Origin of the sequence: Pseudomonas fildesensis (assembly GCF_001050345.1) — a bacterium.
GTDB classification, from domain to species: Bacteria; Pseudomonadota; Gammaproteobacteria; order Pseudomonadales; family Pseudomonadaceae; genus Aquipseudomonas; species Aquipseudomonas fildesensis.
Genome location: NZ_LFMW01000007.1, coordinates 662,917 through 678,146, shown reverse-complemented (window position 1 = coordinate 678,146; position 15,230 = coordinate 662,917). Strand labels below are relative to the sequence as shown.

The window sequence follows — 15,230 nt, the reverse complement described above, 5'->3', positions numbered from 1 at the left end:
GTTCGAGGAGTTGGTGATGAAAGTTCGTGCATCGGTGAAAAAGCTGTGCCGTAACTGCAAAATTATTCGCCGCGAAGGTGTTGTTCGAGTAATTTGCAGCGCGGAACCGCGTCACAAACAGCGCCAAGGCTGAGTGTGATCCGCTTGAAGCCCGGCAGCTAGTGCGCTGCCGGGTTGATTATTTGTTATTACAGCGATATTATCTCGCGCCCTATTTCTTGGCTTCCGGGGCGTAGGTAGCTGTCAATTGGAGTCCCACTGAATGGCCCGTATTGCAGGCGTTAACATTCCAGATAACAAGCACACTGTTATCTCGCTGACCTACATCTATGGTGTTGGTCGCACTACTGCGCAGAAAATTTGCGCAGATACTGGGGTAAACCCAGCCGCAAAGATTAAAGATCTGAGCGACGAGCAGATTGAGCTGTTGCGTGGCGAAGTGGCGAAGTTCACCACTGAAGGTGACCTGCGTCGCGAAATCAACATGAAAATCAAGCGTTTGATGGACCTCGGTTGCTACCGTGGTCTGCGTCATCGTCGTGGTCTTCCAGTGCGCGGTCAGCGTACCAAGACTAACGCGCGTACCCGTAAAGGTCCGCGTAAGCCGATCCGCAAGTAATCGCCCACGCGAATCGACAGGAAATTAATCATGGCAAAACCTGCTGCTCGTCCTCGTAAAAAAGTTAAAAAGACAGTGGTTGATGGCATCGCCCACATCCATGCTTCTTTTAACAACACAATCGTGACCATCACCGACCGTCAAGGTAACGCGCTTTCTTGGGCTACCTCCGGTGGTTCGGGTTTCCGCGGTTCCCGCAAGTCCACGCCGTTTGCTGCTCAAGTAGCTGCTGAACGTGCTGGTCAAGCTGCGCTGGAATACGGCCTGAAAAACCTCGACGTTAACGTCAAAGGTCCAGGCCCAGGTCGTGAGTCTGCTGTCCGTGCTTTGAACGGCTGTGGCTATAAGATCGCCAGCATCACCGACGTGACGCCAATCCCGCACAACGGGTGCCGTCCGCCGAAGAAGCGCCGCGTGTAATCCAGGAGATTGTAAAGAATGGCTCGTTACATTGGTCCAAAATGCAAACTCGCTCGTCGCGAAGGCACCGATCTCTTCCTGAAGAGCGGCGTGCGCGCGATCGAATCGAAGTGCAACATTGAAGCAGCACCTGGTATCCACGGCCAACGCCGCGGTCGCCAGTCCGATTACGGCACCCAACTGCGTGAAAAGCAGAAGGTCCGTCGTATTTACGGCGTTCTCGAGCGTCAGTTCAGCGGCTACTACAAAGAAGCTGCTGGCAAGAAAGGTGCAACCGGTGAAAACCTGCTGCAACTGCTCGAATGCCGTCTGGACAACGTTGTATACCGTATGGGCTTTGGTTCGACTCGTGCCGAATCCCGTCAGCTGGTATCGCACAAATCCGTCAGCGTAAACGGCCAAACCGTTAACGTTCCGTCTTACCAGGTTCGTGCTGGTGACGTTGTCGCGATTCGCGAGAAAGCAAAAAATCAACTTCGCATTGTCCAAGCTCTCGATCTGTGTGCCCAACGTGGCCGCGTAGAATGGGTAGAAGTAGACACTGAGAAGAAGTCGGGCGTTTTCAAGAACGTTCCTGCTCGCAGTGATCTGTCCGCCGACATCAACGAAAGCCTGATTGTCGAGCTCTACTCCAAGTAAGGGCTAGAAAATAGGTGCATCCATGCAGATTTCGGTAAATGAGTTCCTGACACCCCGTCACATTGATGTGCAGGTTGTCAGTCCAACCCGCGCCAAGATCACTCTCGAGCCTCTCGAGCGTGGTTTTGGCCACACCCTGGGCAACGCGCTGCGCCGCATCCTGTTGTCCTCAATGCCCGGCTGTGCAGTAGTCGAGGCCGAGATTGACGGTGTGCTCCACGAGTACAGCGCCATCGAAGGTGTACAGGAAGACGTAATTGAAATCCTGTTGAACCTTAAAGGTCTGGCTATCAAGCTGCACGGCCGTGACGAAGTTACGCTGACCTTGTCGAAGAAGGGTTCGGGGGTGGTTACCGCTGCCGATATTCAGCTGGATCATGATGTCGAGATCGTTAACCCCGATCACGTAATCGCTAACCTGGCGTCTAACGGCGCCCTGAACATGAAGCTCACCGTAGCTCGTGGTCGTGGTTATGAACCGGCCGACTCGCGTCAGAGCGATGAAGACGAAAGCCGCAGCATTGGTCGCTTGCAGCTCGACTCTTCGTTCAGCCCGGTTCGCCGTATCGCATACGTGGTGGAAAACGCCCGTGTCGAGCAGCGTACTAACCTTGACAAGCTGGTTATTGATCTGGAAACCAACGGTACTCTGGATCCTGAAGAGGCTATTCGCCGCGCTGCAACCATTCTGCAACAGCAGTTGGCTGCGTTCGTCGACCTCAAAGGTGACAGCGAACCAGTGGTAATCGAGCAGGAAGACGAGATCGATCCGATCCTGCTTCGCCCGGTTGACGATCTGGAACTGACTGTACGTTCGGCTAACTGCCTTAAGGCGGAAAACATTTACTACATCGGCGACCTGATTCAGCGCACCGAAGTAGAACTGTTGAAGACTCCGAACCTGGGCAAGAAATCCTTGACTGAAATCAAGGACGTTCTGGCCTCACGCGGTCTGTCCCTCGGCATGCGCCTCGACAACTGGCCGCCTGCAAGTCTTAAGAAGGACGACAAGGCGACTGCCTGATCGTCGTAATCACCGAACGTGAGTTTGGTAAGGAATGAACCATGCGTCATCGTAAAAGTGGTCGTCACCTGAGCCGTACCAGCTCGCACCGCAAGGCCATGTTTCAAAACATGGCGGTGTCGCTGTTCGAGCACGAGCTGATCAAAACTACACTGCCGAAAGCTAAAGAACTGCGTCGCGTTGCTGAGCCGCTGATCACTTTGGCCAAGACAGACAGCCTGGCTAACCGCCGCCTGGTTTTCGACCGTACTCGTTCGAAAGCTATCGTTGGTAAGCTCTTCAACGACCTGGGCAAGCGTTACGCTACCCGTGAGGGTGGCTACCTGCGCATCCTCAAGTGCGGCTTCCGCACTGGCGACAACGCGCCTATGGCGTACGTCGAGTTGGTTGATCGTGCTACTGCCGGCGAAGCTGTAAGCGCCGAGTAAGACGACAAGTTGTAACGAAGAACCGGGCCTAGTGCCCGGTTTTTTGTGCGCGTAAGAAAAGCGCCATGTGTACAAGCTTTCGTCAGGTCAAGACCTGCACTATGGACCCTTGGAGGGTTGGTAGTAATTTTCTATTGCGGCCTACAATTTAATGAATTTGTAAGCGTCATGCTGATGATAAATACTTCCTCCAAGCCGATTAGCCGGCAGTTCCAAGTCCGACCTGAGGGAAATTGAGCATGAGCCAGAATAAAGTCCTTACTACCGCCAGCGGCGCTCCCGTTGCGGACAACCAGAATTCCCGATCTGCGGGCCCGCGTGGCCCGTTGCTGCTCGATGATTTCCATCTGATCGAGAAGCTCGCTCACTTCAACCGTGAAAACATCCCTGAGCGTCGCGTGCACGCCAAAGGTTCGGGTGCCTACGGTACCTTTACCATCACCCAAGACATCACCCAGTACTCCAGCGCCAAGCTGTTCGAATCCATCGGCAAGCAAACGCCGACGTTCCTGCGGTTCTCCACGGTAGGTGGCGAGCGCGGTTCGGCAGACACCGAGCGCGACCCACGTGGTTTTGCCCTGAAGTTCTATACCGAAGAAGGTAACTGGGACATCGTCGGTAACAACACGCCTGTGTTCTTCATTCGCGACCCACTGAAATTCCCGGATTTTATCCACACCCAGAAACGCTTGCCGCAAAGCAACTTGAAAAGCGCGCAGATGATGTGGGACTTCTGGTCGCACTCTCCAGAGGCGCTGCACCAGGTCACCATTCTGTTTTCGGACCGTGGCATCCCCGATGGCTACCGTCACATGCACGGCTTCGGCAGTCACACCTACAGCCTGATTAACGGCAAGGGCGAGCGGCACTGGGTTAAGTGGCACTACAAGACCAAGCAAGGCATCAAGAACCTGGCGCCGGCCGAGGCCGCACGCCTGGCGGGTACCGATCCTGATTACGCCCAGCGTGATCTGTTCGGTGCGATCGAGCGCGGTGACTTCCCGAAATGGCGCGTCTGCATCCAGATCATGACTGAGGCTCAGGCGAACGCTCACTACGAGAACCCTTTCGACGTGACCAAAACCTGGTCGCAGAAAGAGTTCCCACTGATCGAAGTCGGCGAACTTGAACTCAACCGCAACCCGCAGAACTACTTCGCTGAAGTGGAACAAGCGGCGTTCGGTCCAAGCAACATGGTTCCAGGTGTCGGGCTGTCGCCAGACCGCATGCTGCAGGGCCGCGTGTTTGCTTACGCAGATGCTCATCGCTACCGTGTCGGCACCAACCACCAGCAACTGCCGGTGAATGCCCCGCGTAACCCAGTGAACAGCTACCAGCGTGATGGTTCGATGGCATTCGGCAGCAATGGCGGTGCGACTCCCAACTACGAGCCGAACAGCTACGCTGACGCCCCGAAGCAAGCGCCTCAGTATGCTGAGCCAGCTTTGGCTTTGAGCGGTGCCGCTGATCGTTACGATCACCGCGAAGACACTGATTACTACAGCCACGCCGGTGCGCTGTTCCGCCTGATGAACGATGAGCAGAAAGCGCTGCTCATCAACAACATCGCGGGCGCAATGTCCGGGGTTTCCAGTGATGTGGTTCAGCGTCAATTGCAGCACTTCTACAAGGCAGATCCTGCTTATGGAGAAGCAATCGCAACGGCACTGGGTGTATCGCTTAACTAACTCTAAACGATAAGCAGAACCGCCCTCATTTGGGCGGTTTTTGCGTTATTTCAGCTACTTTTCTCCGGAAATCTTCACTTTCCTGCCGTTTGTCCCGTGACCTCCGGGGCATCATGGTTCAAACTACAAACTTTCAAGCAGGGAGATGTAGGGCGATGCAAGGTCACCCCGACGTAATCGATTACCTCAACACGTTGCTGACGGGCGAACTGGCAGCTCGTGACCAATATTTCATTCACTCGCGTATGTACGAAGACTGGGGCTTTACCGAGCTCTACGAACGTATCAATCACGAAATGGAAGAAGAGGCGCAGCACGCCGATGCGCTGATGCGCCGTATCCTGATGCTCGAAGGCACGCCTCGCATGCGTCCTGACGATCTGGACACTGGCACTACGGTGCCTGAGATGCTCGCCAGCGATTTGCGCCTCGAATACAAGGTCCGTGCTGCCCTTTGCAAGGGCATCGAGCTCTGCGAGCAGCACAACGACTATGTCACCCGGGAAATCCTGCGGGTGCAGTTGAATGACACCGAAGAAGACCACACCTACTGGCTGGAAAAGCAGTTGGGCCTGATCAAGTTGATTGGCCTGGAGAATTACCTGCAATCGCAGTTCTGATTCCCAGCTACAAAAAAGCCCCTGTCACCTCACAGTGACAGGGGCTTTTTATTGGGCCCGATAAGTCAGGCCCGGTCGCGCGCCAGCAACGGTTTCAAGTAGTAACCGGTGTGGGACTGCGACATCTCGCAGACCTGCTCCGGCGTACCCACCGCTATGATCTGGCCACCCTTGGAACCGCCTTCCGGCCCGAGGTCTACCAGCCAGTCGGCTGTCTTGATCACATCCAGGTTGTGCTCGATCACTACGACGGTGTTGCCGTGATCGCGCAGTCGATGCAACACGTCCAGTAGCTGTTGAATGTCTGCGAAGTGCAGGCCGGTAGTCGGCTCATCGAGGATATACAGCGTCTTGCCGGTGTCGCGCTTGGACAGCTCGCGCGAGAGCTTCACCCGTTGCGCTTCACCACCGGACAAGGTGGTCGCCGATTGCCCCAGTTTGATATACGACAGGCCAACATCCATTAACGTCTGCAGCTTGCGCGCCAACGCCGGTACCGCGTCGAAGAACACCCGAGCTTCCTCGATGGTCATCTCCAGGGTTTCATGGATGTTCTTGCCCTTGTATTTGATCTCCAGGGTTTCGCGGTTGTATCGCTTGCTCTTGCACACGTCGCACGGCACGTAGATATCCGGCAGGAAGTGCATCTCCACCTTGATCAAACCGTCGCCTTGGCACGCTTCGCAACGCCCGCCCTTGACGTTGAACGAGAACCGGCCAGGCCCGTAACCCCGCGAGCGGGATTCCGGCACGCCGGCGAACAGCTCACGAATCGGCGTGAACAGCCCGGTGTAGGTTGCCGGGTTGGAGCGCGGCGTGCGACCAATCGGGCTCTGGTCGATATCGACCACCTTGTCCAGGTGCTCCAGGCCTTTGATGCTGTCGTGAGCAGCCGCTTCCAGGGTGGTCGCGCCGTTCAAGGCGGTGGCACTCAACGGGAACAACGTGTTGTTGATAAGCGTCGACTTACCCGAACCGGAAACGCCGGTTACACAAGTCAGCAGGCCAAGGGGGATTTCCAGGTCCACATTGCGCAAGTTATTGCCACGCGCGCCCTTGAGGTGCAGCGCCATCTTCTTGTTGCGCGGCGTGCGCTTGGCCGGCACTGCAATCTTCACGCGGCCGGACAGGTATTTGCCGGTCAACGAGTCCGGATGAGCCATCACCTCGGCAGGTGTGCCTTGCGCAACGATATGCCCACCGTGTATGCCAGCCCCCGGGCCGATATCGACCACATAATCCGCCAGGCGAATCGCGTCTTCATCGTGCTCGACCACAATCACCGTATTGCCGATATCCCGCAGGTGCTTCAGCGTGCCCAGCAGGCGATCGTTGTCGCGCTGGTGCAGACCAATCGACGGTTCGTCGAGGATGTACAACACACCCACCAGGCCAGCACCAATCTGGCTGGCCAGACGAATCCGTTGGGCTTCCCCGCCGGACAAGGTATCGGCGCTGCGATCCAGCGACAGATAGTCCAGGCCAACGTTAACCAGGAACTGCAAACGCTCGCGGATTTCCTTGAGGATCTTGTCGGCAATTTCCCCACGGCGCCCAGTCAGCTTGAGTACACCAAAGTATTCACAGGCATCACCGATCGGCAGGTTGGTCACCGCCGGCAGCGTCTTCTCACCCACCCACACATGCCGCGCCTCACGACGCAGACGAGTGCCCCGGCAATCCGGGCAAGGTTGGGTGCTGAGGAATTTCGCCAGTTCTTCGCGCACGCTGGCCGATTCGGTCTCGCGGTAGCGACGCTCCAGGTTCGGCACGATGCCCTCGAAAGGGTGGGAGCGTTTGACGATGTCGCCTCGGTCATTCAGGTACTTGAAGTCGACGTTCTGCGAACCGCTGCCGTGCAGGATGACTTTCTGTTGCTCGGCCGGCAGTTCGTTGAAGGGTACTTCCAGGCTGAATTTGTAGTGGGACGCCAACGACCCCAGCATCTGGAAGTAATAGACGTTGCGCCTGTCCCAGCCGCGTATCGCCCCTTCCGCCAAGGTCAGGTCACCATTGACCAGCCGCTTGATGTCGAAGAACTGCTTCACCCCCAGGCCATCGCAGGTCGGGCAGGCGCCGGCCGGATTGTTGAAGGAAAACAGCTTGGGTTCCAGTTCGCTGATGGCGTGGCCACAAATTGGGCAGGCAAACCGTGCAGAAAAGATGATCTCTTCGCCTGGCTCGTCATCCATCGGCGCCACCAGGGCGATACCGTCCGCCAGCTTCAAGGCCGTTTCGAACGATTCCGCCAGACGCTGCTGCAAATCGGCGCGCACTTTGAAGCGGTCGACCACCACATCAATCGAGTGCTTCTTCTGCTTGTCGAGCTTCGGCGCTTCATCCAGTTCATAGAGCTTGCCGTTGATGCGGGCGCGCACAAAACCTTGCGCACGCAGCTCTTCGAAGACGGAAAGGTGTTCGCCCTTGCGCTCGCGAATCACGGGCGCCAGCAGCATCAGCTTGGCGCCTTCCGGCTGGGCCAGCACCAGGTCAACCATCTGGCTGACGGTCTGGGCTTCCAGGGGAATGTCGTGGTCCGGGCAGCGGGGGATACCCACGCGGGCGTACAGCAGGCGCAGGTAGTCGTAGATTTCGGTAATGGTGCCCACGGTGGAACGCGGGTTGTGGGATGTCGACTTTTGCTCGATGGAAATCGCCGGTGACAGGCCTTCAATGGTGTCGACGTCGGGCTTTTCCATCATCGACAGGAACTGGCGGGCGTAGGCCGACAGCGATTCCACATAGCGACGCTGACCTTCGGCATACAGCGTGTCGAACGCCAGGGACGATTTACCGGAGCCGGACAGGCCGGTGATGACGATCAGTTTGTCCCGGGGCAGGGTCAGGTCGATGTTCTTCAGGTTGTGGGTTCTAGCCCCACGAATCAGGATCTTGTCCAAGATGGCCTCGCACGGCGGGCGTAAATAATGCAGGAGTATACGGCTAAAGACTGGATGAATATACACTGTCAAAGGGCCGCTTGCAGCCTTACATGAAAGCTGCGCGGCAAAGCGCCGCATATACCCTCTCAATCGATGGGACTGGTAGAATCGCCGCCGGTTCACACGAGGTTTTTCCATGCACGATCCCCACAGCGAACGCATGAGTAGCGGCGAGACCCGAGCAGCAAGCGGTCTGGCCCTGGTGTTCGCGTTCCGTATGCTTGGCATGTTTATGGTGTTGCCGGTGCTGGCGACCTATGGAATGGATCTCGCAGGCGCGACCCCCGCCCTGATCGGCCTGGCGATTGGCGCCTATGGCCTGACCCAGGCGATTTTTCAGATTCCGTTCGGGATCATTTCCGACCGCATTGGCCGTCGCCCGGTGATTTACCTCGGGCTGATCGTCTTTGCCCTCGGCAGCGTGCTTGCGGCTCAGGCCGATTCGATCTGGGGCGTGATTGCCGGGCGGATCCTGCAAGGTGCCGGGGCGATTTCCGCTGCGGTCATGGCGTTGCTGTCGGACCTGACCCGTGAACAACACCGCACCAAGGCCATGGCTATGATCGGCATGACCATCGGCCTGTCGTTCGCCGTGGCCATGGTGGTCGGCCCCTTGCTGACGAGTGCTTTTGGCCTGCATGGGTTGTTCCTGGCCACCGGCGGTATGGCGTTGTTCGGTATCGTGATCGTGGCCTTCATGGTGCCGCGCTCCACCGGCACGCTGCAGCACCGCGAGTCGGGCGTCGCGCGCAAGGCGTTATTGCCGACGCTCAAGCATCCAGACCTGCTGCGTCTGGATTTAGGTATCTTCGTATTACACGCAATGCTGATGTGCAGCTTCGTCGCCTTGCCCCTGGCGCTGGTGCAAAAAGCCGGGTTGCCCAAGGAGCAGCACTGGTGGGTCTACCTGACCGCGCTGCTGATTTCGTTCTTCGCCATGATCCCGTTCATCATCTACGGCGAGAAGAAACGCAAAATGAAACGAGTTCTGCTGGGCGCCGTCGCGACATTGATGCTCACTGAGCTATTCTTCTGGCAGTTCGGCGACAGCCTGCGGGCGCTGGTAATCGGCACGGTGGTGTTCTTCACCGCGTTCAACCTGCTGGAGGCGTCATTGCCTTCGCTGATCAGTAAAGTTTCACCGGCCGGTGGCAAGGGCACGGCAATGGGGGTGTATTCCACCAGCCAGTTCCTGGGCTCTGCACTGGGCGGCATCATGGGTGGCTGGATGTTTCAGCACGGCGGTTTGTCGGTTGTGTTCCTGGGATGTGCCGGGCTGGCTGCACTTTGGCTGGCCTTTGCTGTTACCATGCGCGAACCCCCATACGTCACAAGTCTGCGCCTGCCGTTGTCGCCCGAAGCCATTCGCGAAGCTGGCTTGGTAGAGCGCCTTAAGGCCGTCGTTGGGGTAACCGATGCAGTCGTGGTTGCTGAAGAAGCAGCTATTTACATCAAACTGGACACCGAATTATTGGATCGCGCGACGCTCGAGCAACTGGTCAACCCAGTGCCGACAGCGCGCCCAGCCTAGGAGAACGTTATGGCCCGTGGGGTTAACAAAGTCATATTGGTCGGTACTTGCGGCCAGGATCCCGAAGTTCGCTACTTGCCTAACGGTAACGCCGTGACCAACCTGAGTCTGGCGACCAGCGAACAGTGGACCGACAAGCAAACCGGCCAGAAGGTCGAGAAAACCGAATGGCACCGTGTGTCGATGTTCGGCAAGGTCGCAGAGATCGCCGGTGAATACCTGCGTAAAGGTTCGCAGGTCTACATCGAAGGTAAACTGCAGACCCGCGAGTGGGAAAAAGACGGCATCAAGCGTTACACCACTGAAATCGTGGTCGACATGCAAGGCACCATGCAACTGCTGGGCGGCCGTCCACAGGGCGACCAACAGGGCCAGGGCGGCATGTCCAACTCGGCACCGCGTCCACAGCAATCCCGTCCGCAGCCAAGCCAGCAGCCACAGCGTGAGTCGCGTCCAGCGCCACAACAGGCCGCTCCGCAACCAGCTCCGGATTTCGACAGCTTTGATGACGATATCCCGTTCTAGGATACGTCTGAGACAGTCGATGTAAAGTTTTACCCTGAAAGCCCCAGGCGCTTCGCTCTTGGGGTTTTTATTTGCCTGAAGAAAAGTAAAACCTACAAGCTTGCTTGGGCTCGGAACAAGACGACGGACTGCTGGAAAGAGTTCGTGAGTGGGTGATTGAGTTTTTCCCTGAATATCAGCAGAGAATCGATGAATATATTGCGGCTTTTCATCGTGGAGAGGTGGCGGGAAGGCGTCTTGAGGTGGCCAACCTTGAATTGCCGTGAACGACCGCTTAAGCACTCGGCATTTGTTGTGATGGGTCACAAGATTTAGGCTGTGCCCCTCCTCTAAAAAGAAGGAAAACCGCAATGACCTGGTCAGCCAAGCAGTACACGATGTTCGAACAACAGCGCACTCGCCCCGTCCGTGACCTGGTCGCGGCTATTCCGAATACCGAAGTAAACACTGCCGTCGACCTGGGTTGCGGGCCCGGTAACTCCACCGAAGTGTTGGCCGAACGTTACCCGAACGCCCACGTCACCGGCATGGACAGCTCCGACGACATGCTGTTCGACGCGCGCAAACGCTTGCCGGCACTGAGCTTCGAACTGGCGGACATTGGCGCCTGGAACCCAGGGCAAACGTTCGATGTGATCCTGGCCAATGCCTCGCTGCAATGGCTGCCTGACCACGCCACGCTCTACCCGCATCTGGTCAACCAACTGACGCCCGGCGGCACGCTGGCGGTGCAAACCCCGGACAACCTCGACGAGCCTGCCCACCGGCTGGCTCGCGAAGTGGCCGCAGGGGGGCCGTGGTCGGCAAAGATCAGCGCGGTCAAACACAATGAGCGGCACACGGCGGGCTACTACTACGAACTGCTGAGCAAACATTGCAGCAGCGTTGACGTGTGGCGCACCACTTATCAGCACCCGTTGGCCGACCATGCAGCAGTGGTGGAGTGGTTCAAGGCATCGGCATTACGGCCGTTTCTTGCGCCTTTGACCGACGAAGAAAAAGCCGCCTTCCTGCAGGAATACCAGGCGCGAATTACCCAGGCCTACCCAGCCCTGGCCGATGGCACCGTATTGCTGCCATTCCCGCGCCTGTTCATCATCGCGACGCGCTGAAGACACATCAGCAAGTGGCGGTCATGCCGCCGCTGCTTGCGCCTTAAGGTATTCGTCCGCCGACACTACACCCGCATACGCGAACTCCAGCGATGCCATATAAGCATCATGCACCTGCGCCGCCGGGATGACCTTGCCATTGAACTCCAGGTCCCGCGTGGCACAAGCGTCATGGATAACTGTGACCTTGTAGCCCAAGTCCGCCGCCGCCCGTACCACCGCGTCGATGCACATATGGCTCATGCTGCCCACGACCACCAGCTCGGTGATTGCCCGCTGCTCCAAAAGCGTTCGCAGGTTAGTCTCGCGAAACGCATTCACGAAATGTTTAAGCACCACCGGCTCACTGCCCTCGTTCAGCGCCTTGGGATGCAAGTGCGCGCCCTCGGAGCCCGGAGTGAAGAACGGCGCGTCATCGGAAGTGAATTCATGGCGTACATGAATCACTGCATCGCCCGCCTGACGAAAAGCCTTGAGCACCTGCGCTGCCTTGTCCGCTGCGGCTTCCACGCCGTCAAGCGGCCACTTGCCCTGGGGGAAGTAGTCGTTCTGGATATCGATTAGGATGAGCGCTTGCTTGGCCATGTGTATTGCCTCGTGATGGGTTGATGGGCCCCAGTATCTTAGCTGGCGCCCAGGCCGAGGATTGGCTGCACCGACAATAACAGGGGGGAAACTGACAATGGCCGTGGAACGCTCGAGTGTCGAGCTGGGTGTGTTGATCTATCAGGGCGCGCAACTGGCGGCGGTGCATGGCTTGACCGATCTGTTCGGCGTTGCCAACCGGATCGGCGCCGAGCATCAGTCCGCGCAATTGCCATTGCTGCGGGTCAGCCATTGGCAAGTGGATGCCCATGGCACGCCCGCGCGGGTATTCGACAGTCACCCGGGGCCTGCGCAAGCGATGATGGCCGTGCTGGTGCCGCCGTCGATTGGCGAGTTCACCGAAGAACAGGCGCCGCCCGCGCTGCTGGAATGGATTCGCCAACAACACGCGACGGGCACCGTGCTCGGCGGCGTATGCATCGGTTCGATCATGCTGGCGCGCAGTGGCCTGCTGGACGGGCGCAGCGCCACCACCCATTGGTCCTCGGCCAAATCGTTCGCCGCCCGTTACCCGGCCGTGCGGCTGGAGGCGGATAAACCCATTGTCGATGACGGCGACTTGATCACTACCGCCGGGCTGATGGCCTGGTCCGAGCTGGGCCTGCGCCTGGTCGACCGCCTGATGGGCCCGAGCATTGCGGCCAGTACCGCGCGCTTTTTGGTGATCGAACACAGTGACAGTGCAAGCCAGTGCGGCAGCAACTTCGCGCCGATTCTTGGGCACGGCGACGGCGCGATTCTGAAGGTTCAGCATTGGCTGCAAGCCAGTGGCGCGGTGGATGTTTCCGTGACAGCCATGGCACAAATTGCGGGCCTGGAAGAGCGCACATTCCTGCGGCGCTTTCGCAACGCCACCGGGCTCAAACCCACCGAATACTGCCAGCACCTGCGGGTGGGCAAGGCGCGTCAGATGCTGGAGTTCACCAACGGTACTATCGACCATATCGCCTGGACCGTGGGTTATCAGGACCCGAGCGCCTTCCGCGCGACCTTCAAGAAAATTACCGGCCTGGCCCCCAGCGATTACCGTAGCCGCTTTGGCGTGTAAATCGTGCAGAACGCCGCACAGATAACGGGCCGTCGTGCAGAATCAGGCAGGCCAACTGCCATCGCTTTTTCGCCAACTGATTGATTTCCAACTCATCGTCCTGAGGCGAGGCTTGGCTTGATCCCTGCAGCGTTCCACCTCCACACATGGCGGGATCGCCAAGGGGGACGCATGACCCCGAATAATCGCAAGAAGCTGGTAGTCGCTCACTCCACGAGAGAAGGTGCACCGCTGCATGAAATCGAAACCAACCGCGCCCTGGCGCGCTGGCTGGCGCAGATCCTGGGCTTGAAGTTTGGCGGCAGTTACGACCCACAACGGCATGTCGACCGTGACCTCTACTTGCTGCCCACCCAAACCCTGGTCGGTCCCGCACAAGCGCTCGCGCTCAATATCAAAGGCCCCGAAGACCTGTGGGGCGGCTATGTCGATCACGACTTCATCTGCACCAAAGCCATCAGCCATGGCCTGCTCAGCCCAGAAGCGACAGCGCCGGAAGGCTGGTCGCCGCTGTTCTGCGAGAAAGTGCGCAATGTGGTGCTCGATGGCCTGAGCGTATTCGCCCTCGAAAATGCCCGGCCTGCCGCCACGCACCTACTTTACAGCGGCCCGATTCGTCTTAAACCCATACACGCCTGTGCAGGGCGCGGCCAGGAAGTTATCCACAGCCTCGACGAATTCGAGGCCCTGCTGGCGCGAATCGACGCTGCGCAGCTGTTCAAAGACGGCGTAGTGCTGGAGCAAGACCTGCACGACGTCATCACCCACAGCGTGGGCCAAAGCTTTATCGGCGACCACGTTTTCAGTTACTGCGGCGAGCAATACCTGACGAAAGACGGGCAGGGTGAAGACGTCTACGGCGGCTCCAATTTGATTGTGGTGCCGGGCTACTACGACGACCTTCTCATGCTCGACCTGCCCGACGACGTGCGTGAGGCCATCGAGCAAGCCCAGGTCTTCGACACGGCGGCCGATGAAGCCTACCCTGGCTTTTACGCCTCCCGGCGCAACTACGACATCGCCCAGGGCCTGGACAGTAACGGCCAGCGCCGCAGCGGCGTGCTCGAACAATCCTGGCGCATGGGCGGGGCCAGCAGCGCGGAAGTCGCGGCGCTGCAAAGCTTCATCAACAACCCCGGCCTCAAAGCCATTCATGTGTCCTCGGTGGAGACCTACGTGGACCAAACGCTGCCGGCGGATGCCATCAAGGTATACCGAGGCCCGGCGGAAAACAGCGACTTTCTTCTCAAGTACGTAACGGTTAAATCTTATGACGGCTAGAAGCGAAAGCATTGCGATCGATATCGACGACGAACAGATGAGCGGCACGTTCCTCAGCCCCAAATCGAAAGTGCCGGGTGTGTTGTTTGTGCACGGCTGGGGCGGTAGCCAGGAGCGCGACCTGGAACGGGCCAAAGGCATCGCCGGCCTTGGCTGCGTGTGCCTCACCTTCGACCTGCGTGGCCATGCTGGCTCCGGCATTCCGTTATCGCGCGTCACCCGCGAAGACAACCTGCGCGACCTGCTGGCCGCCTACGACCGCCTGCTCTCGCACCCGGCCATTGACACCTCGGCCGTGGCGGTGGTGGGCACCAGTTATGGCGGTTACCTGGCGGCGATTCTCACCTCATTGCGCCCGGTGCGCTGGCTGGCGTTGCGCGTGCCGGCGTTGTACCGCGACCAGGAATGGCTCAAACCCAAGCGCGACCTGGACAAGGCCGATTTGATGGATTATCGCGGCACCCTGGTGCACGCCGAATCCAACCGCGCCTTGCACGCATGCGCGGCCTTCACCGGCGATGTGCTGATCGTCGAATCGGAGATCGACGACCACGTGCCCCACGCCACCATCATGAGCTACCGCGCGGCGTGCCAGCAGACTCACTCCCTGACCCACCGCATCATCGATGGCGCCGACCACTCCCTGAGTGACCCGGTGTCGCAGCAGGCCTATACGTCGATCCTGGTCGACTGGATTACCGAGATGGTCGTGGGTGAACGCTTAAGCATCATCCAGTCCCAGTAGAT

At 58.4% G+C, this 15,230-nt stretch carries 16 protein-coding genes; 14 read left to right on the top strand and 2 right to left on the bottom strand.

All coding sequences use genetic code 11. From position 1 onward, the window contains the following. The first annotated feature begins 16 nt into the window (after positions 1 to 16). The 8 genes from rpmJ to bfr all read left to right on the top strand — a co-directional run bounded on the left by rpmJ (position 17) and on the right by bfr (position 5,438). A complete protein-coding gene (gene rpmJ / locus ACR52_RS29390) occupies positions 17 to 133 on the top strand; it encodes a 50S ribosomal protein L36 (protein ID WP_002555468.1) in 117 nt (38 codons plus the stop codon). A gap of 129 nt (positions 134 to 262) precedes the next feature. Next, entirely contained in the window at positions 263 to 619 is a 357-nt protein-coding gene (rpsM, locus tag ACR52_RS13580) for a 30S ribosomal protein S13 (RefSeq protein WP_003210063.1), read from the top strand. A gap of 30 nt (positions 620 to 649) precedes the next feature. Then, positions 650 to 1,039 carry a 30S ribosomal protein S11 gene (gene rpsK, locus ACR52_RS13575; protein WP_002555466.1) on the top strand — a complete coding sequence of 130 codons (390 nt, stop codon included), beginning with the start codon at positions 650 to 652 and terminating at the stop codon, positions 1,037 to 1,039. 18 nt (positions 1,040 to 1,057) lie between these two features. Continuing rightward, positions 1,058 to 1,678, top strand: a complete 621-nt coding sequence (gene rpsD, locus ACR52_RS13570) for a 30S ribosomal protein S4 (protein ID WP_003210056.1) — start codon at positions 1,058 to 1,060, stop codon at positions 1,676 to 1,678. A gap of 22 nt (positions 1,679 to 1,700) precedes the next feature. Continuing rightward, positions 1,701 to 2,702, top strand: a complete 1,002-nt coding sequence (locus ACR52_RS13565) for a DNA-directed RNA polymerase subunit alpha (protein WP_003176403.1) — start codon at positions 1,701 to 1,703, stop codon at positions 2,700 to 2,702. A 41-nt stretch (positions 2,703 to 2,743) separates the two neighbouring features. Next, the gene (gene rplQ / locus ACR52_RS13560; RefSeq protein ID WP_017135967.1) at positions 2,744 to 3,130 is read left to right on the top strand and encodes a 50S ribosomal protein L17; all 387 of its coding nucleotides are present in this window, start codon (positions 2,744 to 2,746) and stop codon (positions 3,128 to 3,130) included. A 239-nt stretch (positions 3,131 to 3,369) separates the two neighbouring features. Next, positions 3,370 to 4,818, top strand: a complete 1,449-nt coding sequence (locus ACR52_RS13555; RefSeq protein WP_048724824.1) for a catalase — start codon at positions 3,370 to 3,372, stop codon at positions 4,816 to 4,818. Between the two features lie 155 nt (positions 4,819 to 4,973). Continuing rightward, the gene (bfr, locus tag ACR52_RS13550) at positions 4,974 to 5,438 is read left to right on the top strand and encodes a bacterioferritin (RefSeq protein WP_003210048.1); all 465 of its coding nucleotides are present in this window, start codon (positions 4,974 to 4,976) and stop codon (positions 5,436 to 5,438) included. A gap of 65 nt (positions 5,439 to 5,503) precedes the next feature. Here the strand turns inward: bfr and uvrA are convergent, their stop codons facing one another. Continuing rightward, on the bottom strand, positions 5,504 to 8,338 hold the full coding sequence (gene uvrA, locus ACR52_RS13545; RefSeq protein WP_048724821.1) for an excinuclease ABC subunit UvrA: 2,835 nt from the start codon (positions 8,336 to 8,338) through the stop codon (positions 5,504 to 5,506). A gap of 178 nt (positions 8,339 to 8,516) precedes the next feature. Here uvrA and ACR52_RS13540 point away from each other — a divergent pair, with 178 nt between their 5' ends. From ACR52_RS13540 to tam, 3 genes are all read left to right on the top strand, one after another. Then, a complete protein-coding gene (locus tag ACR52_RS13540) occupies positions 8,517 to 9,911 on the top strand; it encodes an MFS transporter (RefSeq protein ID WP_048724819.1) in 1,395 nt (464 codons plus the stop codon). 9 nt (positions 9,912 to 9,920) lie between these two features. Further along, on the top strand, positions 9,921 to 10,436 hold the full coding sequence (locus tag ACR52_RS13535; RefSeq protein WP_003232445.1) for a single-stranded DNA-binding protein: 516 nt from the start codon (positions 9,921 to 9,923) through the stop codon (positions 10,434 to 10,436). A gap of 350 nt (positions 10,437 to 10,786) precedes the next feature. Then, a complete protein-coding gene (gene tam / locus ACR52_RS13530; RefSeq protein ID WP_048724814.1) occupies positions 10,787 to 11,548 on the top strand; it encodes a trans-aconitate 2-methyltransferase in 762 nt (253 codons plus the stop codon). 21 nt (positions 11,549 to 11,569) lie between these two features. On the opposite strand, the gene ACR52_RS13525 is transcribed toward tam, so the two are convergent. Next, a complete protein-coding gene (locus tag ACR52_RS13525; RefSeq protein WP_048724811.1) occupies positions 11,570 to 12,133 on the bottom strand; it encodes a cysteine hydrolase family protein in 564 nt (187 codons plus the stop codon). Between the two features lie 97 nt (positions 12,134 to 12,230). Between ACR52_RS13525 and ACR52_RS13520 the strand changes: the two genes are divergently transcribed. From ACR52_RS13520 to ACR52_RS13510, 3 genes are all read left to right on the top strand, one after another. Further along, positions 12,231 to 13,202: a GlxA family transcriptional regulator gene (locus ACR52_RS13520; protein WP_048724809.1), complete on the top strand. Its 972-nt coding sequence runs from the start codon at positions 12,231 to 12,233 to the stop codon at positions 13,200 to 13,202. Between the two features lie 171 nt (positions 13,203 to 13,373). Beyond that, a complete protein-coding gene (locus tag ACR52_RS13515) occupies positions 13,374 to 14,483 on the top strand; it encodes a DUF3182 family protein (RefSeq protein ID WP_048724806.1) in 1,110 nt (369 codons plus the stop codon). Then, positions 14,473 to 15,228 carry an alpha/beta hydrolase family protein gene (locus tag ACR52_RS13510; protein ID WP_048724804.1) on the top strand — a complete coding sequence of 252 codons (756 nt, stop codon included), beginning with the start codon at positions 14,473 to 14,475 and terminating at the stop codon, positions 15,226 to 15,228. Before ACR52_RS13515 ends, ACR52_RS13510 begins: the two co-directional genes overlap by 11 nt. Positions 15,229 to 15,230: the final 2 nt, after the last annotated feature.

What these genes read in the sequence shown, in the direction of transcription:
- rpsM (WP_003210063.1), top strand. Translation starts at nt 263, where the DNA reads ATGGCCCGTATTGCAGGCGTTAACATTCCAGATAACAAGCACACTGTT.
- rpsK (WP_002555466.1), top strand. Translation starts at nt 650, where the DNA reads ATGGCAAAACCTGCTGCTCGTCCTCGTAAAAAAGTTAAAAAGACAGTG.
- ACR52_RS13515 (WP_048724806.1), top strand. Translation starts at nt 13,374, where the DNA reads ATGACCCCGAATAATCGCAAGAAGCTGGTAGTCGCTCACTCCACGAGA.
- rpsD (WP_003210056.1), top strand. Translation starts at nt 1,058, where the DNA reads ATGGCTCGTTACATTGGTCCAAAATGCAAACTCGCTCGTCGCGAAGGC.
- ACR52_RS13565 (WP_003176403.1), top strand. Translation starts at nt 1,701, where the DNA reads ATGCAGATTTCGGTAAATGAGTTCCTGACACCCCGTCACATTGATGTG.
- bfr (WP_003210048.1), top strand. Translation starts at nt 4,974, where the DNA reads ATGCAAGGTCACCCCGACGTAATCGATTACCTCAACACGTTGCTGACG.
- ACR52_RS13520 (WP_048724809.1), top strand. Translation starts at nt 12,231, where the DNA reads ATGGCCGTGGAACGCTCGAGTGTCGAGCTGGGTGTGTTGATCTATCAG.
- ACR52_RS13555 (WP_048724824.1), top strand. Translation starts at nt 3,370, where the DNA reads ATGAGCCAGAATAAAGTCCTTACTACCGCCAGCGGCGCTCCCGTTGCG.
- ACR52_RS13510 (WP_048724804.1), top strand. Translation starts at nt 14,473, where the DNA reads ATGACGGCTAGAAGCGAAAGCATTGCGATCGATATCGACGACGAACAG.
- ACR52_RS13535 (WP_003232445.1), top strand. Translation starts at nt 9,921, where the DNA reads ATGGCCCGTGGGGTTAACAAAGTCATATTGGTCGGTACTTGCGGCCAG.
- ACR52_RS13525 (WP_048724811.1), bottom strand. Translation starts at nt 12,133, where the DNA reads ATGGCCAAGCAAGCGCTCATCCTAATCGATATCCAGAACGACTACTTC.
- rpmJ (WP_002555468.1), top strand. Translation starts at nt 17, where the DNA reads ATGAAAGTTCGTGCATCGGTGAAAAAGCTGTGCCGTAACTGCAAAATT.
- tam (WP_048724814.1), top strand. Translation starts at nt 10,787, where the DNA reads ATGACCTGGTCAGCCAAGCAGTACACGATGTTCGAACAACAGCGCACT.
- rplQ (WP_017135967.1), top strand. Translation starts at nt 2,744, where the DNA reads ATGCGTCATCGTAAAAGTGGTCGTCACCTGAGCCGTACCAGCTCGCAC.
- ACR52_RS13540 (WP_048724819.1), top strand. Translation starts at nt 8,517, where the DNA reads ATGCACGATCCCCACAGCGAACGCATGAGTAGCGGCGAGACCCGAGCA.